We start from the raw sequence: 25,103 nt of genomic DNA, 5'->3' as shown, positions 1-25,103 counted from the left end.
GGAAGGATTAACGCAAGCCGAGCTGGAAAATCAGGGTTTCAGCTTCACAGCTGAACACGAAATCGATATCCAGCTTCACGCCGCCATCAACGTCGGTAAAGGTCGGGGTGATTCTGCACGGCTCTGATTCAACGTTACGCGCTCTTTCGCTTAATGCGGCGAGCGTTTCTTCGGCTTCGGCACGGTTCGCAAACACGCGGCTATAAGAGGCGGTGCAATCGGTGTTGTCCATAATGGTGCCAACATCCATACAGCAGCAAACCGGGGTTTCATCAGCACTGCATTTACTCATCGTAGATTTCCTCTGTATATGCACTCAAGGTGCCAGACAAATAATGTGCGTATTTTACGCCCCGGGCATGCCTGCCTCCAGTCGTTAATGGCGACAAACGGGATAAGTGACCGAAATCACACTTAAAAATGATCCAAAACAAAAAGCGCCTACTTTGGGTAACAGGTACCCGGGCAAATTTGCCAACTGGATCGCGTTTCTTAGATCACAATTGAAAAAACTTATAAACAAACTTGCAACATATCATCTGGTCAGACCTATACTCAGCGCACTGGTCTGATTTCTCTGTCGTAAAGCAGACCCTACACTTCGCGCTCCTGTTACAGCATGTAACATTGTTTAAATAAAAATAACTCTATGAGGTTATGGGCATGAGCCAGAAAACCCGCCTTACCCAATCTGCCCTTGCAGTGGCTGTAGCACTCGTTTCAACCCAGGCCTGGTCAGCAGGCTTTCAGCTAAACGAATTCTCTTCATCGGGCCTTGGTCGCGCCTATTCAGGTGAAGGCGCTATTGCTGATGATGCGGGAAACGCCAGTCGTAACCCGGCGTTAATCATGATGTTCGACCGTCCAACCTTCTCCGGCGGCGCTATTTTCGTCGATCCTGATGTCAACGTCACCGGTAGTTCAGTTATCGGTAATGACGCCAGCCAGGACAATATCGCACCTACCGCATGGGTGCCAAATTTGCACTTCGTGGCGCCGATTAACGACCAGTTCGGTTGGGGAGCTTCCCTGACCTCTAACTATGGTTTAGCCACCGAGTTCAACAACGATTTTGCCGCGGGCTCGATGGGCGGAACCACCGATCTCGAAACGCTTAACCTGAACCTGAGCGGCGCTTATCGTCTCAACGACCACTGGAGTTTTGGTCTGGGCTTTGACGCCGTGTACGCTCGAGCAAAATTAGAGCGCTATGCGGGTGATTTACCGGAAATTATCGGCGCACAGCTACCGGGAATGGTGAAAGCCGGCAAACTCTCCCCGGCTCAGGCTGCGGCCATCGGTCAACAGGCCGGCGGTATCAGCCGCGACACCCAAATTGCTCGTCTGAAGGGTGATGAATGGGGCTTTGGCTGGAATGCCGGTATTTTATATGAAGTCGATAAAAACAACCGCTACGGCTTAACCTACCGCTCTGAAGTCAAAGTTGATTTTGACGGGGATTACAAGAGCAGCCTGCCGTCGTCCCTCAACCCCATCAACTCTGCTCTGGGCCTGGGTCTGCCGTACGGCACCGGCGGCTCCACGATTGGCGGTTCTCTGACGTTGAATCTGCCAGAAATGTGGGAAGTATCAGGTTATAACCGCGTGGCGCCAAAATGGGCCGTTCACTACAGCCTGGCATACACCAGCTGGAGCCAGTTCCAGGAGCTGAAAGCGACCAAAACCAGCGGTGGGGAAACGCTGTTCTACAAGGACGAAGGTTTTAAAGATTCCTACCGTATCGCGCTAGGTACGACCTATTACCACGACGATAACTGGACCTTCCGTACCGGTATCGCCTTTGATGATAGCCCGGTCCCGGCTTCCAATCGTTCTATCTCTATTCCGGACCAGGATCGCCTGTGGCTCAGCGCCGGTACGACTTACGCCTTTAATAAAGATGCCTCAGTCGACGTCGGTGTGTCTTATATGCACGGTCAGCACGTTGAATTTACAGAAGGGCCGTATACCTTTAAATCAGAAGGTAAAGCCTGGCTGTACGGCGCGAACTTCAACTACCGTTTCTGATAATGTGAAGCCACAAAAAAGGGTGAACATCATGTTCACCCTTTTTACTTTCTACCCGTCGGTTACTGTGAATCGATATCTTTGAGATCGCCCTCAATCGCCTGCGCGTTCGGGTTTTCATTCGGGGAAAGTTTACCGCCGTTGGCGATAAAGTCGTGACGCTGGAAGTAGGCTTCACGCATTAAGATATACGGATCGGAGGACTGACGGAGCAAGCCGTCTGAATCCAGCAGCTGCGCGCGCGTTTCAACGCCCTCAACCATCCATTTGCCGATAGACATCGGCCATGTCAGCCAGGAAAGAACCGGATACAGGTCATCAGCCATATCGCCACCCTCATCACGAAGGGTGAAGCTGCCGTAGAACGGCAGTTGCACATATGGACCATAGCCAACGCCATAGTGACCCAGCGTGCTACCGAAGCGGGCAGGCTCAACGCGCTGCAGTTTCGGATTCGCCATCCCGGCCACATCAACCAGGCCCCCCATCCCAAGGATGGTGTTCAGGAAGAAACGCGTAAAGTGCACCATTCCTTTATAGGGATCGCCTTTCAGGAAGGAGTTCACCATTACCGCCGGCTCTTCGAGGTTGCTGGTAAAATTACTCAGCCCGTTACGCGCCGGCTGCGGAACGTAATCACGCCACGCCACCGCGACGGGGCGAAGGACATAGGGATCGACAACGTTGAAGTTGAAGTTGAACATGGTACGGTTAAAGCCTTCAAGCGGATCTGAACGCCCCTGCGGCCGATCGCCAGAACTAGAACTGGCGCATCCCACCAGCAATGTGGCGCCAAGCGCAAGCGCCGACAGGCGAAAATTCATAGGTGTCTCCCTGTTAATTTAAGCTATCGCTGGGGGTTATCGGGGGACAGCTGCCTCCATAAAGATATCGCCCGTAAGCATGTGCCTGCTTTCAGCATAGCCTTTTTTAGCATCATTGTTGGTGTCCCGATTCTATACACATTTTGCAATTTCCGTATTGCTAATCTTGTCATTGTGAAGAATTTAGGAGCTTATCCGACCCGAACAGCCGAAACCGCTCTAGGATTATAATAAAGACCCGCCGTTGAGGAAAAGTTATGAAACCGCAAACTCACCATGATAATGAGGATGTTGAAGTAGAGAGTGAAGAAAAGCAGAATGGTGAAGAAATTGAGGTTGATGAAGAACGCCTGCCTTCACAGGCAATGGCCACTCATGAAGTGATTCGCCAGGAGGGCGAGAAAGAGCTCGAGCGCGATGCCATGGCGCTACTATGGTCAGCGATTGCCGCCGGGCTTTCAATGGGGGCCTCGCTGGTCGCCAAAGGCATTTTCCATGTCCATCTGAGCGAACTTCCCGGCGGCTTCTTGCTGGAAAATCTTGGCTATACCTTTGGTTTTGTGATCGTCATTCTCGCTCGCCAACAGCTGTTTACCGAGAACACCGTCACCGCCGTCCTGCCTATTATGCATAAACCCACGCCAGGCAACATCGGCCTGCTGTTACGTTTATGGGGGATTGTGCTGGCGGGTAACCTAATCGGCACCGCTATCGCAGCCTGGGCGTTCGATGTTATGCCTGTGTTCGATGAGCCCACTCGCGAAGCCTTTCTTAAAATTAGCCTGAAGGTCATGCAAAACCCGCCGCTGGAGATGTTTGCCAATGCAATTATCTCCGGTTGGCTGGTCGCCACTATGGTGTGGATGTTTCCTGCCGCAGGTTCTGCAAAGATTGTCGTCATCATTCTGATGACCTGGCTTATCGCCCTCGCGGACACCACGCATATTGTGGTTGGCAGCGTCGAGATTTTCTACCTGGTATTTAACGGGACGCTGCCGTGGCAGGAATTTATCTGGCCTTTTGCTCTGCCAACGCTTGCCGGCAACATATGCGGCGGGACCTTTATTTTCGCTTTACTAAGCCATGCCCAAATTCGCAATGACATGAGTCACGAGAAGAAGGCTCGTGCAGCCGAGGAGGCCAAAAAGCGCTAAATGGCTATAGATTAAGCAGTTGGCCCGTACAAGCTTAACGAGCGCCGAAAATAACGCTATAATCCCGGCGCTTCGTCCCCTTAGTTAAATGGATATAACGAGCCCCTCCTAAGGGCTAGTTGCAGGTTCGATTCCTGCAGGGGACACTTTTGCGTCGTTTACCTCCGTTTACAGCATTCGTTTAATCATCACCACCGCAGAAAAACGCCAGCCCCAAAGCAGATGAATCATAGAGGTTTATCGATCCCAGCATAGATCTCATCAAGCTGCTGTAACCGGCCTTCATATGATTTCGTCAAACAACGGCTGTCGCTGCCGCATTTCTGCCGGCTATGGAGCCATGTTTTTTGTGCATCCATCATCTCGCCACGCGTCCCCATTGGAAAAAGCCCTCGCAGAAACTGATACTTCGTCGCCATCGCAACATCCATATCGTTCAGGCTCCGGTTAGCGCAGATAGCCTTTTCATCCGCCTGCGTCGCTTTCTGACAATCAAAACTCGCGGAGTACCCCGCTATCGGATACAGCACAGCAATAGTCATCAGTACTTCTCTTATCTTCATATGCGCTCCATTTCCGCACTCCCGCCATTTGTGCTACCCGCTTATAACGAGTGGCTCTCGCTACGAAGCCCAGCGTAAGCTTTTGACACACTGACGCTCTGAACTATCCGTGCTGTCGGTAATTATAGTTAATCCCCCTTAAAGCCCCGATCGGATAAGCCGCGCGCCTTCCGCAATATCTTTTTCCCGACGATGAAGCGCCCTACAGCCTGGCTGAAGTATCGGTCAGAATTGCATCAACGCGGGTCGTGGTATTACTTGCCCGGAGAGGGGAAGAATTTTTCTACCGTAACGCTTTTCATAATTATGCCTGGCCTGACATTCCATTCATAAATTTAATTCCATTTAAAATCAACCAAATAGATTAAAAACAAACATTCATGGTAGTTATCATTGTTGATTGTTTCCTTGCGTTACGATTCGCAAAACAATGCCGGTAGATAAATCCCCAACGTCACGTATTCTTCCCGCTGCCGGATGCGCTGAACTGCTGTTCTTTCAGTATCAGCGTTGCTTAAAAGCAGCGCGTCCGGCGGTTTATGGCGGATGAAAGACTATCTTCTCAGCCATCCGCTTCATATTGCGGCAGGATGTCAGCGACAAGAACGGGTTCTGTACAGGACTTGCGGACAGCCTGTTGCCTTACCTAAATTGGTTATACGGATAGATATGATGAAAAAACTCGCAATGGCACTGGGTATCTGTGCGCTTATGGCTTGTGGCGCTGCCAGCGCGGCAAATGGTCAGGTCGTTTCAAAGGCGAAATCAGCCTGCCAGAACAACGCAACGCAGTGCGCCCAGGCAAAGTCCACGGCGAAAGCGACTGCGCAGAAAGAAGCAAAAGCAGCCAAAGACGCCTGTGCTAAAAACCAGGCAGCCTGCGACAACGCAAAAACTGCGGCTAAAAACGCAGTGAAAAAGTAAGAACAGTACGGTGGGGTATACCCCCACCGTACTTTCAAAAATATGCTCCCCACCGTACGTCAGCTTGATTCCCGCAGGGCAAATTCTGTTTTCCTTATGGCGGAGATAGCAGGATTCTTTGCGCACGAGCCCGCGTCAAAACAAGCATTTACACGATACAGGCCTGACCCATGGCGATCCCTCTTCTGTCCGTTCACCAGCCGCATCGGCTATCCGAGGATTTTCAAGCAGGTTGCGCTTTCGATGAATCATCAGCCTTTTGACTCAATATCGCCTCCTGCATTATTAGTAATTTCATATAATTATTTGAAATTCAATGCACCAACAAAATAATTAAAAGTCATTAATTCATCACAAGGATAATGAGTACTGCGGATTTTTTTAGCCGCGATACATTTAATTATTAGAGGAAAGCTGATAAGATGCATTACAGATAATATTCTGACCAGATTCAACATGACGCGACAATATCAAAGTTTGATATAAAACATCTGTTTTGATAAAAATTTTGTATGAATCGAAATCGTCACAACGTCGATAGAGGTCAATTTAAGAAAACCATAACCCCCTATTTTTCATAAGATGATATAGACCATGGAAAGAAAAGAAAGAAACATATGGAAACTAAACAATCTTCCCCCCCTGGAATACTGTTCAATATCTCGCGCTAAAAAACTATTGAATTGTGAAATAGAAGATCTGCTTCATTGGCATGATATTGGCGCGATAAACCTGTGCATAAAAGTGGGTAAAATTAACGGAACATTAAAAGGTGCGTTCCAACATGACCAGAGCAGTAATAATCTCTATTTTCTTAACGCACCCAATGTTGATGAATTGAGCATCAGCGAAAGATCGTGGTCACGGCATTCAAAAATTAACAAAATTTTTAAATTTAATGATAGTGAAGCAAATCAGGAAGCCCAATATGGTATGCCGATTACCCAGCTGAAACTCCGGGTTTCCGTCTCCGGGTTATGGTACTGCCACACAAGAAATTTAATGGAGATCTTAGAAACGCCTGATGGCATGATTACCGAGGAGAGGATAAGCATCATATCACCGGCCACCAATATCCTCTTCTGTCACTTCATACCCGACGAGGATGAGAGACCAACCATCACGCTGAGTAAGCTTTACATCACGAGTCAGGCGATTGAGAAAATTTATGAACATACCATCAGCAGTCGCCCTCTCGAACTTTCTGAAAAAGCCTTACATTTACCTGAGGAGCAAGATATGGCGACGCCCTCAACGATTATGCAAAATAAGTTGCTCATTGAATTTATCAATCACATCATTCAATCCAATCCACATTTTGGCGATAACATGCTTAACGCGACTGAAAACAAAAAAAATAAAATATTTAATAGAGCTATGGATAAACTCAGGTCTGAAGGCGTGGTTTCCAGCTACGGCAGCATTAATCTTCCGACGACAGAATATACGTTCGAATGATACTTCTTTAATTAAATTATATCAGAATGAATCATTTCAGCGCCATAGATACAGGGCGCGCAACGCAGTAGCAAATGTGAAATGCATTTCAATATGAATTCATATATAAATCTGGCTTCACAATAAAACAGTTCTCTATAAACGCTCCTGATGCTTATGAATCACTTCATATACAGCGAATCAACGTGACGTTAAGTCTCCACCAGTCGATTCCTGAAAGCCCTGCCCTGCGCTCAATACTGACGCAGCCTGATGTGCCATTAGTATAAACTCTCGGGTCGCGGCGCTTTGCCAGGCCCCCTTTCGCTGTATCAAACACGCGGTTCTTTCCAGTAATGATGGCCCGAGTTCGATCGCGGTTAAATCGTCACGCCCCTGGACAATGGCAGCAGGAAGCAAGGTTGCCAACGACGTGCGTTCAACCACGGTCAGCACTGCGCTAATCGAGTTGGCCTCCATCTGCACTTTCGGTTGAATACCGCGCTGTCGGCAGTCGCGATCGATTTGTTCGCGAGTAGCAAAAGCGCTGCTTAGCAGAATCAGTGACGCCTGATTGAGCGCCGTCAGCGCCACACGACGGGTCGCCGCCAGAGGATGAGAGCGGCCAACCACCAGCGCCAGGGTTTCAGAGAGCAGCGGCTGAGACACAATATCCCGCGAAGCGCCACCGTCGAAAGCGATCCCGATATCCAGCTCATCATTGAGCAGCAGAGTCTCCATTCGATCCTGCGCCAGCTCTTGTATATCCAGCGTTATATTCGGGTAACGTTGATAAAACGAAGCCACCAGCGGCCCGATAAAATAATGGGTAAAGGTTGGCATCATCGCCACACGTAAGGTGCCGCGCTGCAAATCGTCAACATCATGGAGCGCGCGCTGCCCCTCGGCCAGTTCCCGTAAAGCGCGGCGCGCATAAATCAACCAGACCTTGCCGGCGTCCGTCAGGCAAGTGTTGCGCCCGCTGCGATCAAAAAGCCGTACCCCCAGAGTCTCTTCCAGCTGTCGAATCTGCTGCGACAAAGCCGGCTGTGAAACATGCAGGATGGCTGCCGCTCGCGTAAAGCCGCCGTGTTCAGCAACGGCAATAAAGTAGTTGAGATGTCGCGGCAGCATGAATTCATCCATAAGAAATTCAAATGAACTCAATCATAATTAAGTATTTTAACTTATGAAATAAGTTACGTACTCTGCTCGCGATTCTTTACCAAACGCCACAGGAGATCGGCATGAACTGCGTTAATACCTTCCCCACTGCGAAACAAACGCCGGCCACTCAACGATGAACCTGACGCAACGTAATGGCACGATGCTGCTGGTGCTGGTGCTTATCGGTATCAATATGCGTCCGCTGTTGACCTCTGTTGGCCCCCTCCTTCCGCAGATCCAGCAGGCAAGCGGCATGAGCTTCACGCTTGCCTCTCTGCTCACCGCGCTACCGGTGATCGCTATGGGTCTGCTGGCGCTAGCCGGCGGCTGGATTAACCGTCATTTCAGCGAGCGTCAAAGTATCTCCCTCAGCCTGTTAACGATCGTCGCCGGGGCTTTACTTCGCGAACTGGCACCGCAGAGCGCACTATTACTCAGCAGCGCGCTCCTTGGCGGAATCGGCATTGGTATTATTCAGGCGCTCATTCCCGCGGTGATAAAGCGTCTTTTTCATCGTCGGACGCCGCAGGTGATGGGGCTCTGGTCCGCGGCGCTGATGGGCGGCGGCGGCCTGGGCGCGGCATTCACGCCGTGGCTGGCGCAGCATAGCGCTATCTGGTATCACGCGCTTGCGTGGTGGGCGTTACCCGCCGCCGCCGCGCTCCTCTGCTGGTGGCCGCTAAGCCGAACGTTACCCGCCCGGACGCCATCAACAACCCGGGTCACACTTTTTCGCCATCGTCGCGCGTGGACGCTTAGCCTCTATTTTGGTTTGATCAACGGCGGCTATGCCAGCCTGATTGCCTGGCTGCCGCCTTACTATATGCAGTCGGGCTACAGCGCGCAGTTCAGCGGTACCCTGCTGGCGTTAATGACCATCGGCCAGACCGGCGGAGCGCTCCTGCTGCCCATCCTGGCCAGACATGAGGATCGACGAACGCTTCTGATGCTGGCATTGGCCTTACAGCTTGTCGGCTTCTGCGGTTTTATCTGGCTACCGCAGCAGGTACCGCTTGTCTGGGCCATCTGCTGCGGTATTGGGCTTGGCGGCGCATTTCCGCTGTGTCTGGTCCTGGCGCTCGATCACGCCAGGCACCCCGCCATTGCGGGCCGACTGGTCGCGTTTATGCAGGGAGTAGGCTTTATTGTCGCCGGGCTTTCCCCCTGGCTGTCGGGACTGCTGCGGAGTTTAAGCGGCAATTACCAGCTCGACTGGATGCTTCACGCCGCCTGCGTCCTGGCCTTAATGGCCATAACGCTGCGTTTCGCTCCCGCACGCTACCCGCAAGAGTGGCAACATAAGGATTCAGCCGCTCGCTAAACCCGTCATCTCCTCATGCGGGATAGTTAACTCCTCCCGCATTCAGGCAGAAAAAAGCACAAAATCAAACAACTATATCAGTACAAAAACTGTTGTTAATGACCGTCGCCAGAATGAAATTTAATACCGAATGAAATTAATGTGTCGCCGAATCACGACACTCGTAAGTAACTAAAAATTAATAAAAAAATGGCTCTTGTTTCCCTCATTTTTTAGGCGTACATTAGCGCCATCTGGAGCCGTTTACGCTCAGAATTTACAGCTACCGCCCGCTGAAAAAGCGTCGTTTTCGTGAGCGATAGCTGAGCAGGCAATGAAGAGCAAATTCATTTAAGGCGTCTCGCCGAGAGCGCGGAGTGATGAGTCGTGAAATATTTCTTAATGGGCATTTCTTTTATGGTCATCGTTTGGGCCGGTACTTTCGCCCTGATGATCTAGCTTTAACGGTGTTAAAAAAGGAGCCTTTCGGCTCCTTTTTTTATTCGTGGCTTTCGCTGGTCAACTTAGCCGACGCGGGAAGCAGTCCGTCGGCACGGAACATTGATTTAATGCCGCGCACCGCCTGGCGGATACGATCGCGGTTCTCAATTAACGCGAAGCGTACATGGGTATCGCCATAGTCTCCAAAACCAATGCCCGGAGAAACGCAGACTTTTGCATCCTGCAGCAGCTTTTTAGCAAACTCCAGTGAGCCCATCGCCGCATACTGCTCTGGGATCTTCGCCCAGACATACATTGACGCCTTCGGACATTCCACCATCCATCCGGCCTCATGCAGCCCTTTCACCAGTACATCGCGACGACGTTTATACTGCTCAGCAATGTCGCGAACGCACTGCTGATCGCCTTCAAGCGCGGCAATCGCCGCAACCTGTAGAGGGGTGAAAGTGCCGTAATCGTGATAGCTTTTAATGCGCGCCAGCGCATTAACCAACGTTTTGTTACCGACCATGAAGCCGATACGCCAGCCCGCCATATTATAGCTTTTAGAGAGCGTAAAGAATTCGACGGCGACATCGCGCGCGCCGGGGACCTGCATGATAGAGGGCGCTTTCCAGCCATCGTAAACAATATCGGCATAGGCCAGATCGTGCACCACCAACACGTCATAACGCTTCGCCAGCGCCACGACTTTCTCAAAGAACTCCAGTTCGACGCACTGCGCGGTCGGGTTGGAAGGGAAACCGAGGATCATCATTTTCGGCTTCGGGTAACTCTCACGAATCGCGCGCTCAAGCTCGTTGAAGAAATCCACGCCTTCGACCAGAGGTACCGAACGTACCTGGGCTCCGGCAATCACCGCACCGTAAATATGGATGGGATAGCTGGGATTTGGCACCAGCACGGTATCGCCATGGTCAAGCGTCGCCAGCATCAGATGCGCCAGCCCCTCTTTTGAACCAATGGTGACTATCGCTTCTGATTCCGGATCGATCTCAACGTTATAGCGCTCTTGATACCAACGAGAAATCGCCCGGCGCAGGCGCGGAATGCCGCGGGAAGTAGAATAGCCGTGGGTATCGGGACGCTGGGCAACGGTGCAAAGTTTCTCAACGATATGCGGCGGAGTGGCGCCATCGGGGTTACCCATGCTGAAATCAATAATATCTTCGCCGCGGCGTCGCGCAGCCATTTTTAGTTCAGCAGTGATATTAAAAACGTAAGGGGGGAGACGATCGATACGCGTAAAACGGCGTTCAGGACTGAATTCAGCCATAGATTCCTCGGATTAACGTTAGCGCCCGGACCGTCCGAGCGACGCTGCTGCCTGTGCAGCACGTTTAGAAAATAACCCGAAAATTTTCCTGCTGTCGAGAGGGGCAGAGAAAAATAATTTCTGGCGATAAAAACGGGCATCAGTACGACTAAATACGGCAGCAACGTTCTTTCCCCTCCTCGACTATCCCATCAAAATTAACATACTGATATCTTTAATTTTACTTAAATGCTTGCTCATCCGTAGACGCTATTGAATCGCGGGTGTTTGTTATTAATCCCCTTTTATTTGTAAGACTTTTCCCTATTCATGCCTTCAGCTGGCCTTCTGCCGCGAGGTTTTCTATCATGTTGCTTTCTCGCGATTAACACGGCGCACACATGCACGAAATATTTACTATGCTGCTGGCGGTTTTTGACCGCGCGGCATTAATGCTGATTTGTCTCTTTTTCCTCATTCGCCTGCGCCTGTTTCGTGAACTTCTGCATAAATCCGCGCACACCCCTAAAGAATTGCTGGCCGTTACCGCGATCTTCTCTCTCTTTGCCCTCTTTAGCACCTGGTCAGGCGTACCGGTCGAGGGATCGCTGGTCAACGTGCGTATTATCGCGGTCATGTCCGGCGGGATCCTGTTCGGCCCGTGGGTTGGGGCTATTGTCGGCGCGATCGCCGGCGTACATCGCTACCTGATTGATATTGATGGCGTCACCGCCGTCCCCTGCTTTATTACCAGCATTGTCGCCGGTCTGCTCTCTGGTTTTATTGGTCGTAAAGTGCCGAAAGCCCAGCGCTGGAAAGCGGGGATCCTCGCCGGGATGCTATGCGAAACCTTAACCATGATTCTCGTGATCGTGTGGGCGCCTTCATTCGCGCTGGGGATAGATATCGTGTCTAAGATTGGTATTCCGATGATCCTTGGCAGCGTATGTATCGGCTTTATCGTTTTGCTGGTGCAGAGCGTTGAGGGGGAAAAGGAAGCCAGCGCCGCCCGCCAGGCAAAACTGGCGCTCGACATCGCCAACAAAACGCTCCCGCTATTTCGCCACGTCAACAGCGAGTCCCTGCGTCAGGTATGCGACATTATCCGCCGCGATATCAGTGCCGATGCCGTCGCGATTACCAATACCCAACACGTGATGGCCTACGTCGGCGTCGGGGAAATCAACTACCGCGATAACGATGACTTTATCAGCCCGACGACGCAACAGGCGATCCGCTATGGAAAAATCATTATTAAAAACAATGATGAGGCTCATCGGACGCCGGAAATACACTCTATGCTGGTCATTCCGCTGTGGGAAAAAGGCGTCGTTACCGGTACGCTAAAAATCTATTACTGCCACGCGCACCGCATCACCTCTTCATTGCAGGAAATGGCGGTAGGCCTGTCGCAAATCATCTCTACGCAGCTGGAGGTTTCCCGCGCTGAACAGCTGCGTGAAATGGCCAATAAAGCCGAGCTGCGGGCGCTGCAAAGCAAAATCAATCCCCATTTCTTATTTAATGCGCTGAACGCCATTTCATCGTCGATTCGCATGAATCCGGACACCGCGCGTCAGTTAATTTTTAATTTGTCGCGCTATTTACGCTACAACATTGAATTAAAAGATGATGAACAGATAGATATCAAAAGGGAGCTGTATCAAATCAAGGATTACATCGCGATTGAACAGGCTCGCTTCGGCGACAAGCTGACGGTGATTTATGATATTGATGATGAAGTCAGCTTTATGATCCCCAGCCTGCTAATTCAGCCGCTGGTGGAGAATGCTATCGTCCACGGGATTCAGCCCTGCAAAGGAAAAGGCGTGGTGACCATTGGCATCAATGAGTGCGGGAATCGGGTACGAATTAGCGTTCGCGATACAGGGAACGGTATCGACCCTGCGGTGGTAGCGAGGGTAGAGGCTGACGAAATGCCGGGAAATAAAATCGGTTTACTCAATGTTCATCACCGGGTCAAGCTACTGTACGGGGAAGGACTGCATATCCGACGCCTGACGCCGGGGACCGAAATTGCCTTCTATGTGCCAACCCAACACGCGCCCCAGGTGGCTACGGAGTCGCTGCTGTCATGAGCGGAGATAAAATGAAGGTCATCATTGTGGAAGATGAGTTCCTCGCGCAGCAAGAGCTCACCTGGTTGATTAACACCCATAGCGAAATGGAGATTGTCGGCACCTTTGACGACGGTCTGGATGTGCTGAAGTTCTTACAGCACAACAAAGTCGACGCCATTTTTCTCGATATCAATATTCCATCTCTGGATGGCGTACTGCTGGCGCAAAACATCAGCCAATTCGCGCATAAGCCCTTTATCGTTTTTATTACCGCGTGGAAAGAGCATGCGGTGGAAGCCTTTGAGCTGGAGGCGTTTGATTATATTCTCAAGCCCTACCAGGAATCGCGCATTATCAACATGCTGCAAAAGCTGACCGGCGCCTGGCAGCAACAGCAGCAGGTCAGCGCCGGTACCGGGGCAGCGGCCAATCCAGCCAGGGAAAACGACACGATTAATCTGGTTAAAGATGAACGGATTATCGTCACCAGCATCCACGATATTTACTACGCGGAAGCGCATGAAAAGATGACGTTCGTTTATACCCGCAAGGAGTCCTTCGTGATGCCGATGAATATCACGGAGTTCTGCAACAAGCTACCGCCGGCGCACTTTTTCCGCTGTCACCGCTCGTACTGCGTCAACCTGAACAAAATTCGCGAAATCGAACCCTGGTTCAACAACACCTATATTCTGCGGCTACGCGACCTTGAGTTTCAGGTTCCGGTAAGCCGCAGCAAGGTGAAAGAGTTTCGCCAGCTCATGCATCTGTAGAGGATTTACCCGAATAATCATTTTATTCGGGTAAGAGATGGGGCTTACAGAATCTGCCCCAGAGTCTGGCGCAGGTGCGCGCCGGAGCCCAGCAATCCCGGATTGTCGTGGACAATCAGATAGACCGGAATATCCTGGACGAAGGCTTTAAATCGGCCTTTATCTTCAAAACCGCCGCGAAAGCCGGAGGCTTTGAAGAATTCAAGGAAGCGCGGCACGATACCGCCAGCAATATACACGCCGCCAAAGGTGCCGAGGGTCAGCGCCAGGTTACCGCCAAATCGGCCCATAATGACGCAAAACAGCGACAGCGCGCGGCGGCAATCGATGCAGGTATCGGCCAGAGCGCGTTCGGTCACATCTTTAGGCTGCAGATTTTCCGGTAGACGCCCGTCAGACTTCACGATCGCATGGTAAAGATTGACCAACCCCGGCCCAGATAAGACGCGTTCAGCGGAGACGTGCCCCAGCTCGCTGCGCAGCTCTTCGAGAATAATGCCTTCCTCTTCGCTATTGGGGGCGAAATCCACATGGCCGCCCTCACCCGGCAGGCTCACCCAGCGCTTATCAACGTGTACCAGATGAGCAACGCCCAGCCCGGTACCGGCACCGTAGACGGCAATCGGCTTGCCTTCCACCGGTTCCGCGCCGCCAAACTGAATCAGATGTTCAGCTTTTAGCATGGGGATCGCCATCGATACCGCGGTAAAATCGTTAATGATTTCCAGATGCGAGAAACCCAGGTTCTTTTTCATCTCAGCGATAGAAAATGCCCAGGTGTGGTTGGTCATCGCCACCCAGTCGCCGGTAATCGGACAGGCGATGGCAATACAGCCGTCTTCTACCTGGACGTTATGCTCTTCCAGATAGACCTGAACAACGGCTTCAAGACTGGGATAATCGAGCCCGGAATAGGTCTTAGCACGGGAGATCTCCCCGCTTGCCAGATCGCATAACGCCAGACGAGCATTCGTTCCGCCAACGTCCCCTACTAAAGCAAATTTTGTCATTCCGTTACGGCTCCGCTAAAGTCAAAATGATTCTTTGGCACACTCTAAATTCATGACGTCCTAACAACAACGACCAACGCATAAGCGCCCTTTGTTTAGCGACCTACGTCACAGTTAGGCTGTAATTTATGAAATTATTGTGCGGCCGATCGTCAGGCCAGCTCTTTACTTTATCGTTTCAGCACCATTTGCGCCAACGACCTTAACGCGCCCGGGCAAAGTAGTGCGTCGAAACCTTCAGAAGGATATTTTCATGCTGCACCCGCGCGCCAGAACGATGCTGTTGTTATCGATACCCGCAATCGTGATTGGTATTGCTGCCAGCCTGGTCTTGATTGTGGCGATGAAAACGGCAGCCATGCTGCAGAATATTCTCTGGAGTAGCCTGCCTGGATTGCTGGGTATGAACGCCAGCGGCCCTTTCTGGACGATAGCTATCCTCACCGGCACCGGCATCGCCGTGGGTCTGGTCGTGCGTTTTAGTCCTGGTCACGCCGGACCCGATCCGGCCACCGAGTCACTCATTGGCGCACCGGTGAGTCCCGGCGCTCTGCCCGGCCTGCTCGCTGCGCTGATCGTCGGCCTGGCGGGCGGCGTTAGCCTCGGGCCGGAGCATCCTATCATGGTGATTAATATCGCCCTCACTGTGGCGCTTGGCTCCCGCCTTTTCCCGCGAGTCAGCGCGCTGGACTGGACGATCCTGGCGTCCTCCGGCACTATCGGGGCGCTATTTGGCACGCCTGTTGCCGCGGCGCTGATCTTTTCGCAAACGCTGAACAGCAGTAACGATGTCCCGCTTTGGGACCGACTCTTCGCCCCCTTACTTGCCGCGGCGGCGGGCTCTCTGACCACCGGGCTGTTTTTCCACCCCAACTTTTCGTTACCTATTGCGCACTACGAGCGGTGGCAGCTTGTCGATATCTTTAGCGGGGCTATCGTGACGCTGATTGCTATTGCCGTCGGCATGGTTGGCGTTTGGTGCCTACCGCGCCTGCACGCGCTGATGCAGCGGCTGAAAAATCCGATCTTAACCCTCGGTATTGGCGGATTTTTATTGGGGATCCTGGGCGTCGTCGGCGGGCATATCACGCTGTTTAAAGGCCTGGATGAAATGCAGCAATTAGCCTTCAGCCAGACGTTAACCGCCAGCGATTACATGCTTATTGCTTTAGTGAAGCTGGCGGCGCTGGTGCTGGCGGCCGCCTGTGGTTTTCGCGGCGGTCGAATTTTTCCGGCGGTGTTCGTCGGCGTCGCGCTAGGCCTGATGCTTCACGCACACGTGGATGCCGTGCCGGCAGCCATCACCGTTTCCTGCGCCATCCTCGGACTGACGCTGGTAGTGACGCGTGATGGCTGGTTGAGCCTGTTTATGGCAGCGGTCGTGGTGCCCGATTCCACGCTGCTTCCGCTGCTGTGTATCGTCATGCTTCCGGCCTGGCTGCTGCTGGCCGGTAAACCCTTGATGATTGCCAGGAAGCGTGGAGATTAAACCCGGCTGTTTCTCTCTTCCAGCGCCTGAGTGACCGTGCGCAGAAAGTCGGGAATATCCATTTTTGGCAGCATCACCTCCACCAGCGTCAGCCTGTCTGAGGCGACGCTGCTATTCATCGCTTCCTGCAGTTCGTGGGTGCGCGTCACTCGCCAGCATCGGGAAGGGACATCCGGCGCAAAAGCGTCAGGCAGGCGATTCCAGTCCCAGAGCGCAATATCGTTATAGCGCTGCTCGGGGCCGTGAATCGCGCGCTCGACCGTATAGCCTTCGTTATTGAGCAACAGGATCAGCGGGCGCTGCTTATCTCTGAGCATCGACCCCAGTTCCTGAATAGTTAACTGCGCAGCGCCATCGCCAACAATCAGCACCACCCTTCTGTCCGCTGCCGCGATTTGCGCCCCGTAGGCTGCCGGAAGGGTAAAACCTATCGATCCCCATAGCGGCTGGACAATCAGCGTTGCGTCAGCGGGCAGCTTAAGCGCGGCGGCGCCAAAAGCGGCCGTCCCCTGATCGGCAAGGATAATATCTCCCGGGCGCAGCTGTTTCTGCACCGTACTCCAGAAGTTTTTCTGCGTCAGGCTCCCCTCTGGCGCGCCGCTGACGCCCGGCGCCTGAACATTTGGCGCATGCCATTCTGCCGCCAGGCTGGCAGAGAGTTCGATCAAGACATCCAGCGCCTTTTCCATCGGTACCCGGCTAAACCAGCGATCGCCAACCCGAACGGCGAAGGGCTGGACCTCTATTGTTTTTTCCTGCGGAAGGTGTTGGGTGAAACCGGCGGTAATGGTATCGGTAAAACGCGTGCCGACGCAGATAATGGTATCCGCGCTTTCAATGGCATCGCGGGTATCCTCTGCGCTGGCTATCCCGCTATAAGTCCCGACGAACCCAGGCTGCTGCTCATCAAAAAGCCCTTTGCCCATCAGCATCGTGGCGTAAGCAACCGGCACCTTCGCCACCCACTCTCGCAGAGCGTTTTGTAGTCCATAGCGCTGGGCGAGGAAATCCGCCAGCAGCGATACGCGACGGCTGCTTCTGAGCATCCGCTCGGCATGCTCGCGGAACCCGGCCAGCTGGTTCTCGTCGGCGGGCAGCGTGTGAATAAGCAAGCGGTGAGCTGGCGGGGTGGCCTTTGCTTTGGCCACATCGGCCGGCAGCATGAGATAACCGGGGCGATGCTGGGTCAGCATTTCACTCAGTACCCGGTCTATTTCATGACAGGCATTTCCCACCGCCAGCACCGCCTGAGAGCAGGTAATATGTTCACTCATACGCGAAAAGTGGCTGAAATCACCGTCGCCAAGCGTATGGTGCAGCAGCTCGCCGCGCTGCTGTGCGCCGGTACAGGGAGCGCCGACGATATGCAGGACCGGTACATGCTCAGCGTAGCTCCCGGCAACGCCGTTGAGCGCGCTCAGTTCACCGACGCCATAGGTGGTCAACAGCGCGCCCGCGCCCTTAATGCGCGCATAGCCATCGGCGGCATAGGCGGCGTTTAGCTCGTTAGCACAGCCTACCCACCCTAAGCTCTGCTGCGCGATAACGCTGTCGAGAAACTGTAAATTGTAATCACCCGGTACGCCAAACAAGCGGTCTATGCCGCAATCTACGAGACGATCCAGCAGATAATCGCCAATGGTATAAGTCGGTTGCATATCCTTACTCTCCTCTCGTGCAGGTAAGTTGAGTATTGAATAAGCAGGTGCGCTGTCCAGATTGCGCTCAACAATGGCGGTGGAAAGCAAAATTTACGCCTTCAGGGTGTGTACTCCGCGGCAAACATTCTTTAGTGTAAACGTATACACAACCCTGTTTTATCTGCGGAGGAAGTATGGTTTACCAGGCAAACGCCACGCGATATCAAACGATGGAGTACCGCCGCTGCGGTCATAGCGGACTAAAGCTACCGGCGATTTCTCTTGGGCTTTGGCACAATTTTGGCGACGAAACGCGGGTGGAAACCAGCCGCCAGCTTCTGCGTCACGCATTCGATCTCGGCATGACTCATTTTGATTTAGCCAACAACTATGGGCCACCGCCGGGTTCGGCGGAGAGTCATTTTGGCCGCATCCTGAAAGAGGATTTTTTGCCCTATCGCGATGAACTGATTATCTCCAGTAAAGCCGGTTACACCATGTGGGACGGCCCCTATGGCGACTGGGGATCGCGCAAGTACCTGATTGCCAGCCTCGACCAGAGCCTTAAGCGAATGGGTCTCGACTATGTCGACATCTTCTACCATCACCGCCCCGATCCCGAAACGCCGCTGCGGGAAACCATGAGCGCGCTGGACCACATCGTCCGCCAGGGGAAAGCGCTCTACGTCGGATTATCGAATTATCCGCTCGAACAGGCCCGGGAAGCCGTCAATATCCTTAACGATCTCGGCACGCCGTGTCTGATTCATCAGCCCAAATATTCGATGTTTGAACGCTGGGTCGAGGAGGGATTACTCGATTTCCTACAGAGCTCGGGGGTGGGAAGTATAGCGTTTTCACCGCTTGCGGGCGGCCAGCTCACCAACCGTTACCTGCACGGTATCCCTGCGGACTCCCGCGCCGCCAGCGGCAGCCGGTTCCTGCAACCGGATCAGCTTACTGAAAGCAAACTGGAAAAGATTCGTCAGCTGAATACGCTGGCCGAATCCCGCGGGCAAAAGCTCTCACAGATGGCGCTGGCCTGGGTACTGCGCGATGAGAAAGTGACGTCGGTACTGATTGGCGCCAGTAAAACTTCGCAGCTCGACGATGCGGTTGGCATGCTGGGAAACCGCCATTTCAGCGCCGAAGAACGGGCCACCATTGACGCGATCCTTGCGGTGTAAATTCATTGTTACTTTAGCAAAAAGTGCTCTCACTTGCGATTTAGGAGTTCCTCCGATGCGGCGGGGCTTTACCGCCCCGTAATATCAGGTTAACAGGCCGACAACGGCCCCGATCGTGAAGGAGAAGAGTATGTTCAGGTCACTGATTTTGGCTGCAGTGCTTCTGGCTTCAGCGCCATTGGTCGCTAACGCTGGTGAAATCACCCTGTTGCCATCAATAAAATTACAAATTGGCGATCGCGACAATTACGGTAACTACTGGGACGGTGGCGGCTGGCGCGACCGTGATTACTGGCGTCGACACTATGAGTGGCGCGATAACCGCTGGCGTCGTCACGACAACGGCTGGCATCGCGGCTGGGATAAAGGTAAAGCCTACGAACGCGGCTATCGCGAAGGCTGGAAAGATCGCGATGACCGACGCGGCGGCTGGGGGCGTGGGCCAGGCGGCGGACGCGGACATGGCCACGGGCATCATTAATCGCAAAAGGGAGCCATTCGGCTCCCTTTTTCATCGTCACGCTTAACTGAATATCGTTCCAATAATCAGCCAGCCGTTAAGCAGCACAACGACCGCAACTATCCCCCACCCCAGCAGTTTTACCCACCGGGAATTGACCAGGTCGCCCATTAACCGGGAATCGCTGGTGAATATCAGCAGCGGCACCAGCGCGAGGGCGATACCAAAGCTCAGCAATACCTGGCTCATCACCAGAATACGCGTGGGATCCAGCCCCATTAAAATGACGATAAACGACGGCAGCATGGTGATCGCCCGGCGAAACCACAGCGGGATATGAAAGCGGATAAAGCCCTGCATTACCACCTGCCCTGCCAGGGTTCCCACAACCGTGGAGGATAAACCCGCCGCTATCAGGCTCAGACCAAAGATGGTAGCTGCCGCGTGGCTCAGTAAGGGCTCCAGCGTCAGATAGGCCTGATCGAGGTCGGCAATCCCGGTGTGGCCGTTAAAGTGGAAGGCGGCGGCGGCGGTCGCCATCATGGCCAGGTTAACAAAACCCGCGATGGTCATGGCAATGGCGACATCCCAGCGCGTGGCGTTATAGCGCTCTTTGCGCGTCCCCCCGTGCAGGTGCTGAGTGAGCGATGAGTGTAAGTAGATAACATGCGGCATGATGGTCGCCCCCAATACCCCGGCGGCAAGAAACACCGCTTCGCTGGTCGGCAGTGAAGGCACGATCATCCCTTTCGCCAGCGGTGCCAGCGCGGGCTGGGAGAAGATAAGCTCAACGACGTACGCTGCGGCGACAAACAGCAGCAGCCCGCCTATCACTTTTTCCAGCGGCTTTTGACCGCGACGCTGCAGCATCAGAATCAGGAAGGTCGCAATTCCGGTCAATACAGCGCCCTGAAGCAATGACACGCCGAGCACCAGCTTAAATCCGATAGCCGCGCCAATAAACTCGGCAAGATCGGTCGCCATAGCGATAATTTCGGCCTGCACCCAGTAGAACCACACCACAGGACGCGGGTAGTGGTCGCGAATTTGCTCCGCCAGATTTTTACCGGTGGCGATGCCCAGCTTCGCCGACATCACCTGAATCAGCATCGCCATCAGGTTAGCCCATACCACCACCCACAGCAGCTGATAGCCAAAGCTGGCGCCGGCCTGAATGTTGGTGGCGAAGTTACCCGGATCGATATAGCCAATGGCAGCAATGAACGCCGGCCCCATCAGGGCGAGCTTAATCTTGCGCGCTGCGCGACCGCTGCTATTCTCAACGCGACTGTTGGTCATTTTCTGCCTCTGGAAATATAGCCTTTGCTATGTTTTATGCTATCAAAATGCGAATGATTATCAAGTTCATTTGGAGCGATGATAATGATTGCTGTGATAGGAGAGAACGATAGCGGGTTGGCAACGGAAAACCGGGGAACTGATAAACGCTTTTAATTAATCACCAGAATAGTACAACCGAGCAACTTTTAAAACCTTTACGTAACATAACAAAAATGCATGGTTGATCACTATTTTTGCCATTAGTCACATATCCTTGCAATAGTGTGTGCTGGCTCTCGTTTTCTTTGCGCTTGTTACATAGAATGTGCACAGAAATTTAACCTGCCTCATATTTGGAGCAAATATGGACCGCGTCCTGCACTTTATTCTCGCGATCGTAGTGGTGGCCATTCTGGCCCTGTTGGTTAGCCACAATCGTAAGCAGATTCGTATTCGTTATGTCATTCAGCTGCTTGTCATTGAAGTGCTGCTGGCCTGGTTCTTCCTGAACTCTGACATTGGTCTGGGTTTTGTGAAGGGCTTCTCCGAGATGTTTGAAAAACTTCTCGGTTTCGCCAACGAAGGGACAAACTTCGTCTTCGGCAACATGAACGACAAAGGCCTGGCGTTCTTCTTCCTGAAGGTTTTGTGCCCGATCGTCTTTATTTCTGCGCTGATTGGTATTTTGCAGCATATTCGTATTCTGCCTATCGTCATTCGCGCGATTGGTACCGTGCTGTCCAAAATCAACGGCATGGGCAAGCTGGAATCCTTTAACGCTGTCAGCTCGCTGATTCTGGGCCAGTCCGAAAACTTCATCGCCTATAAAGATATTCTTGGCAAGATGTCCCGCAACCGCATGTACACCATGGCGGCGACCGCGATGTCTACGGTATCCATGTCTATCGTGGGCGCGTACATGACCATGCTGCAGCCGAAATATGTAGTTGCGGCGCTGGTACTGAACATGTTCAGCACCTTTATCGTGCTGTCGCTGATTAACCCGTATCGCGTTGACGAAAGCGAAGAAAATCTGCAGATGTCTAACCTGCATGAAGGGCAGAGCTTCTTCGAGATGCTGGGTGAATACATCCTGGCGGGCTTTAAAGTGGCGATTATCGTGGCCGCCATGCTGATTGGTTTTATCGCGCTGATTTCCGCGCTGAACGCCCTGTTCGCCACCGTCACCGGCTGGTTCGGCTATAGCATCTCCTTCCAGGGGATCCTCGGCTACATCTTCTATCCGGTTGCGTGGGTGATGGGCGTACCGGCAGGTGAAGCGCTGCAGGTAGGAAGTATTATGGCCACCAAGCTGGTTTCTAACGAATTCGTCGCCATGATGGATCTGCAGAAAGTTGCCGCCACGCTCTCTCCGCGTGCGGAAGGCATCATCTCTATCTTCCTGGTCTCCTTCGCCAACTTCTCTTCTATCGGTATCATCGCCGGCGCGATTAAAGGCCTGAACGAAGAGCAAGGTAACGTGGTTTCCCGCTTCGGCCTGAAGCTGGTGTACGGTTCTACGCTGGTGAGCGTGCTCTCTGCGTCTATCGCCGCGCTGGTACTGTAATTCGTCAGCGTTATCGCGAAAGCCGGGCAAGTCCCGGCTTTTTCATTCCCGCAGTTCGCTCAACGGCAGCGGCTTACCAACCAGATACCCCTGGAGATAATCGACGCCTAACTCGAGAAGCTTTTCCCGCTGCTCCGGCGTTTCAACGTATTCCGCCACCACTTTCATCTTCTTAACCTTAGCCATTTCAATAATGGATTTGACCATAATGGCGTCCAGCGGATCGGTCTCGATATCACGCACGAAGCAGCCGTCAATTTTCAGGATATCGGCCCGCAGGCTTTTCAGACGCTCGTAGTTTGCGTAGCCGGTACCAAAGTCATCAATCGCTATACCGCAACCGAAATCTCGCAGCAGCTGGATGTTATGCATGCTGGTCTCGACATCGGAAAACGCCTGCTCTTCGGTAACTTCAATCGTTATCGCCTCCGCCGACAGGTTATAGCGTTTAAACAGCGCGATGATTTGCGCCGCGCTATCCTTTTGCATCAGCGTATAGGGCAGAAGGTTGACGGAGAAATGCTGACCCTGATGGTGATTGAGCGAACTAAACAGCGTATCCAGCACCTGCATATCAAAACGCTGGCTCAGGTTAAACTGCGCAATCAGCGGGATAAACCGATCGGGCGTAATGATGGTATTACCGCAGCGCATACGACTCAGTATCTCGTAATACCCCTCTCCGGAGGCGTCCCGGATAGGCTGGGCGTACAGCACCAGCCCACGTTCGTTAAGCGCCTGCTTAATCTTCGCCAGCAGCCGTACCTGTTCGCTCGTTTGATCGGAAATCTGCTCTTGCGCCGCGTCCAGCGCTAATACGCGCCGCGCCGCGCCGGCCTGCTCCGATAACCAGCTAAGCTGACCAAGCATAGGGTGAAGCTCAGATTCTATGCCGCGGTAGCCGCCCCACGATGCGCCAAATTCCAGATCCAACGCCTGGTTATTCCAGCTAAACTTTTTATGGTTAAGCGTGGAAACAATATGACTTAATCGCGCCTCTGGCTCCGGCCCCTTCAGTACCAACAGTAGCTCGCTGCCGGGGAGCTGAAATATTCGCTCGCCGGGAGCTAATAGCGGCTGTAGCTTCCGGGCTATCTGCCGCTTGCTCTCCACTCTCATCATCATGCCATAATGGCGGCTCAGGAAGTCCAGATTCTGAATGCGCAGGCTGCTGATAGCCACAGCAGGATTCCGCTGCAGGTGACTCTCCAGCGCGCGCAGATTGGGTAAACCGGTTAGCGGATCTTCTTCCGCCTGATCCCGCCATCTGAACTTCATTCTTTCACTGCGAGCATAGATATCCGCCATATAAAACAGGCAGATAGTGAAACAAATGAGTACCGAAAGGACAAACGACAGTGAATATTCAGTTTGCACGCCGTGTAAAAAATTCTGGTTATACGCCACGAGTAAAAAGGCTGAAACGGACCATGAAATGCGAATCAGCGTATGCCCCAGGCGGCTAATACCAATGAAGTATAAAATGAAAATAAGCGGGACTAAATAACCGGCAATAAAAACAGAATCATAAGGCGTACACAGCACCAGTAATATTGCCGCCAGGGCCACAAACCAATACAACGTAAATACCCGCTGCTCGCCCGCCCGCCATGAGTGGCAAAGATTACGCCAGAATGCTCGTGCATAACGTGGACTGATAATCATCCGCAACGGATAATAAAAGAATGTCGTGAAAATTAATGCGGCGCTAATCAGGCTTTGTATATCGATAATGGTGTAAATAACCGACATACTGCCGAAATAGCTGGATATTGCCAACGGAAAAGCAAAAAAACGCCCCGCCAGATACATGGTGACCTTCAAAAGGAACGGTGCAAAAAAGCCGCCCCAAAAAATCCTCGCGCCCATATGTTTTGCCGTCAGCCCAGCGCGCCAGCGCCTTCCAAGCTGAAAGCGAACAATCGCGCAGGACAGGAAAACCGAGAAGAGCTGGCAAAATAGCAGGATCAGCGCCTGGGTTAGCGTCAGATCGATTATCCAGGCATTAGTGATCGCAAACGCGATAATCAATGGCGCAACGGCGTAGCGGCCAAAAATAAAAAGTACGGAATACATTAAGCTCAGCGGTAGCCATGCCAGATAAATTTGATTTCCGTCAATAATGGTTTGTGGGGAAATAAATCGGGACAGCGGAATTGCGATAAAGCAGACCAGGAGCGCCAGCAGAGTTTTTTTGATCTTAATGTTAAAATGATCAATCATTATTGTTAATTAAAACTCCGGCTGCAATAAATATATTCAGGCAACAGATATTATGTTGCTTAATAAAGGCAGGCAAGATTTTAAATAGTGAAAAAATCTGAAATTACTTAACGCAGAGGTTTGCTGACTTATTCAGAGAATGCTTTACATTTCCTCCGCCAGACAAACAAAAAACCCCCGCCGTAGCGAGGGTTTCGAATTTGGTGGAGCTAAGCGGGATCGAACCGCTGACCTCTTGCATGCCATGCAAGCGCTCTCCCAGCTGAGCTATAGCCCCA

At 52.5% G+C, this 25,103-nt stretch carries 21 protein-coding genes and 2 tRNA genes; 13 read left to right on the top strand and 10 right to left on the bottom strand.

The window, feature by feature from the left end; all coding sequences use genetic code 11:
* Window positions 1-7: 7 nt before the first annotated feature.
* Window positions 8-292, bottom strand: coding sequence for a YfcZ/YiiS family protein (locus tag ACESQ2_RS14535; RefSeq protein ID WP_046877191.1), 285 nt, complete (start codon window positions 290-292; stop codon window positions 8-10).
* A gap of 371 nt (window positions 293-663) precedes the next feature.
* On the opposite strand from ACESQ2_RS14535, the gene fadL reads away from it, so the two are divergent.
* Window positions 664-2,028, top strand: coding sequence for a long-chain fatty acid transporter FadL (gene fadL / locus ACESQ2_RS14530; protein WP_014839142.1), 1,365 nt, complete (start codon window positions 664-666; stop codon window positions 2,026-2,028).
* Between the two features lie 62 nt (window positions 2,029-2,090).
* Here the strand turns inward: fadL and mlaA are convergent, their stop codons facing one another.
* On the bottom strand, window positions 2,091-2,852 hold the full coding sequence (gene mlaA / locus ACESQ2_RS14525; RefSeq protein ID WP_014230289.1) for a phospholipid-binding lipoprotein MlaA: 762 nt from the start codon (window positions 2,850-2,852) through the stop codon (window positions 2,091-2,093).
* Between the two features lie 257 nt (window positions 2,853-3,109).
* On the opposite strand from mlaA, the gene ACESQ2_RS14520 reads away from it, so the two are divergent.
* Together ACESQ2_RS14520 and ACESQ2_RS14515 are read left to right on the top strand one after the other, a co-directional pair.
* The gene (locus ACESQ2_RS14520) at window positions 3,110-4,006 is read left to right on the top strand and encodes a formate/nitrite transporter family protein (RefSeq protein ID WP_032720499.1); all 897 of its coding nucleotides are present in this window, start codon (window positions 3,110-3,112) and stop codon (window positions 4,004-4,006) included.
* Between the two features lie 74 nt (window positions 4,007-4,080).
* Window positions 4,081-4,152 (top strand) — tRNA-Arg (locus ACESQ2_RS14515).
* A gap of 81 nt (window positions 4,153-4,233) precedes the next feature.
* Here the strand turns inward: ACESQ2_RS14515 and ACESQ2_RS14510 are convergent.
* Window positions 4,234-4,569 (bottom strand): lysozyme inhibitor LprI family protein, encoded by a 336-nt coding sequence (locus ACESQ2_RS14510; RefSeq protein WP_046877194.1) that lies wholly within the window; start codon window positions 4,567-4,569, stop codon window positions 4,234-4,236.
* A gap of 669 nt (window positions 4,570-5,238) precedes the next feature.
* On the opposite strand from ACESQ2_RS14510, the gene ACESQ2_RS14505 reads away from it, so the two are divergent.
* Together ACESQ2_RS14505 and ACESQ2_RS14500 are read left to right on the top strand one after the other, a co-directional pair.
* Entirely contained in the window at window positions 5,239-5,493 is a 255-nt protein-coding gene (locus tag ACESQ2_RS14505) for a hypothetical protein (protein ID WP_046877195.1), read from the top strand.
* 594 nt (window positions 5,494-6,087) lie between these two features.
* The gene (locus tag ACESQ2_RS14500) at window positions 6,088-6,951 is read left to right on the top strand and encodes a hypothetical protein (protein ID WP_265798112.1); all 864 of its coding nucleotides are present in this window, start codon (window positions 6,088-6,090) and stop codon (window positions 6,949-6,951) included.
* 180 nt (window positions 6,952-7,131) lie between these two features.
* Here ACESQ2_RS14500 and cynR read toward each other — a convergent pair whose 3' ends face one another.
* A complete protein-coding gene (cynR, locus tag ACESQ2_RS14495) occupies window positions 7,132-8,064 on the bottom strand; it encodes a transcriptional regulator CynR (RefSeq protein ID WP_049069330.1) in 933 nt (310 codons plus the stop codon).
* Between the two features lie 166 nt (window positions 8,065-8,230).
* Between cynR and ACESQ2_RS14490 the strand changes: the two genes are divergently transcribed.
* Both ACESQ2_RS14490 and ypdK read left to right on the top strand, forming a co-directional pair.
* Entirely contained in the window at window positions 8,231-9,418 is a 1,188-nt protein-coding gene (locus ACESQ2_RS14490) for a cyanate transporter (RefSeq protein WP_373170753.1), read from the top strand.
* Between the two features lie 366 nt (window positions 9,419-9,784).
* Complete coding sequence (ypdK, locus tag ACESQ2_RS14485) at window positions 9,785-9,856, top strand: membrane protein YpdK (RefSeq protein ID WP_077777854.1); 72 nt, start codon at window positions 9,785-9,787, stop codon at window positions 9,854-9,856.
* A gap of 40 nt (window positions 9,857-9,896) precedes the next feature.
* On the opposite strand, the gene alaC is transcribed toward ypdK, so the two are convergent.
* Window positions 9,897-11,135 (bottom strand): alanine transaminase, encoded by a 1,239-nt coding sequence (alaC, locus tag ACESQ2_RS14480; RefSeq protein WP_009654875.1) that lies wholly within the window; start codon window positions 11,133-11,135, stop codon window positions 9,897-9,899.
* A 398-nt stretch (window positions 11,136-11,533) separates the two neighbouring features.
* Here alaC and ACESQ2_RS14475 point away from each other — a divergent pair, with 398 nt between their 5' ends.
* Together ACESQ2_RS14475 and ACESQ2_RS14470 are read left to right on the top strand one after the other, a co-directional pair.
* The gene (locus ACESQ2_RS14475) at window positions 11,534-13,213 is read left to right on the top strand and encodes a sensor histidine kinase (RefSeq protein ID WP_161506375.1); all 1,680 of its coding nucleotides are present in this window, start codon (window positions 11,534-11,536) and stop codon (window positions 13,211-13,213) included.
* Window positions 13,214-13,224: 11 nt separating this feature from the next.
* Entirely contained in the window at window positions 13,225-13,968 is a 744-nt protein-coding gene (locus ACESQ2_RS14470) for a LytTR family DNA-binding domain-containing protein (RefSeq protein WP_128334617.1), read from the top strand.
* A gap of 44 nt (window positions 13,969-14,012) precedes the next feature.
* Here ACESQ2_RS14470 and glk read toward each other — a convergent pair whose 3' ends face one another.
* Window positions 14,013-14,978, bottom strand: a complete 966-nt coding sequence (gene glk, locus ACESQ2_RS14465; protein ID WP_004852938.1) for a glucokinase — start codon at window positions 14,976-14,978, stop codon at window positions 14,013-14,015.
* A 253-nt stretch (window positions 14,979-15,231) separates the two neighbouring features.
* Here glk and ACESQ2_RS14460 point away from each other — a divergent pair, with 253 nt between their 5' ends.
* A complete protein-coding gene (locus ACESQ2_RS14460; RefSeq protein ID WP_014230299.1) occupies window positions 15,232-16,467 on the top strand; it encodes an ion channel protein in 1,236 nt (411 codons plus the stop codon).
* On the opposite strand, the gene ACESQ2_RS14455 is transcribed toward ACESQ2_RS14460, so the two are convergent.
* Window positions 16,464-18,125, bottom strand: coding sequence for an alpha-keto acid decarboxylase family protein (locus ACESQ2_RS14455; RefSeq protein WP_368768224.1), 1,662 nt, complete (start codon window positions 18,123-18,125; stop codon window positions 16,464-16,466). The two genes, ACESQ2_RS14460 and ACESQ2_RS14455, sit on opposite strands and share 4 nt — an antisense overlap.
* A gap of 176 nt (window positions 18,126-18,301) precedes the next feature.
* Here ACESQ2_RS14455 and mgrA point away from each other — a divergent pair, with 176 nt between their 5' ends.
* Together mgrA and ACESQ2_RS14445 are read left to right on the top strand one after the other, a co-directional pair.
* On the top strand, window positions 18,302-19,294 hold the full coding sequence (gene mgrA / locus ACESQ2_RS14450; protein ID WP_368768225.1) for an L-glyceraldehyde 3-phosphate reductase: 993 nt from the start codon (window positions 18,302-18,304) through the stop codon (window positions 19,292-19,294).
* 130 nt (window positions 19,295-19,424) lie between these two features.
* Complete coding sequence (locus tag ACESQ2_RS14445; RefSeq protein WP_014230302.1) at window positions 19,425-19,775, top strand: DUF2502 domain-containing protein; 351 nt, start codon at window positions 19,425-19,427, stop codon at window positions 19,773-19,775.
* A gap of 42 nt (window positions 19,776-19,817) precedes the next feature.
* Here ACESQ2_RS14445 and ACESQ2_RS14440 read toward each other — a convergent pair whose 3' ends face one another.
* Entirely contained in the window at window positions 19,818-21,053 is a 1,236-nt protein-coding gene (locus tag ACESQ2_RS14440) for an Nramp family divalent metal transporter (RefSeq protein WP_025106644.1), read from the bottom strand.
* A gap of 346 nt (window positions 21,054-21,399) precedes the next feature.
* Between ACESQ2_RS14440 and ACESQ2_RS14435 the strand changes: the two genes are divergently transcribed.
* Window positions 21,400-22,602 carry a NupC/NupG family nucleoside CNT transporter gene (locus ACESQ2_RS14435; protein WP_004104312.1) on the top strand — a complete coding sequence of 401 codons (1,203 nt, stop codon included), beginning with the start codon at window positions 21,400-21,402 and terminating at the stop codon, window positions 22,600-22,602.
* A 42-nt stretch (window positions 22,603-22,644) separates the two neighbouring features.
* On the opposite strand, the gene ACESQ2_RS14430 is transcribed toward ACESQ2_RS14435, so the two are convergent.
* Together ACESQ2_RS14430 and ACESQ2_RS14425 are read right to left on the bottom strand one after the other, a co-directional pair.
* Window positions 22,645-24,825 carry an EAL domain-containing protein gene (locus ACESQ2_RS14430; protein WP_373170751.1) on the bottom strand — a complete coding sequence of 727 codons (2,181 nt, stop codon included), beginning with the start codon at window positions 24,823-24,825 and terminating at the stop codon, window positions 22,645-22,647.
* A 201-nt stretch (window positions 24,826-25,026) separates the two neighbouring features.
* Window positions 25,027-25,102: transfer RNA gene (locus ACESQ2_RS14425), tRNA-Ala, on the bottom strand.
* Window position 25,103 lies beyond the last annotated feature (1 nt).

The organism is Klebsiella sp. Q11, assembly GCF_964241505.1.
Lineage (GTDB): Bacteria > Pseudomonadota > Gammaproteobacteria > Enterobacterales > Enterobacteriaceae > Klebsiella > Klebsiella michiganensis.
This window is presented reverse-complemented; position numbering and strand designations above follow the sequence as displayed.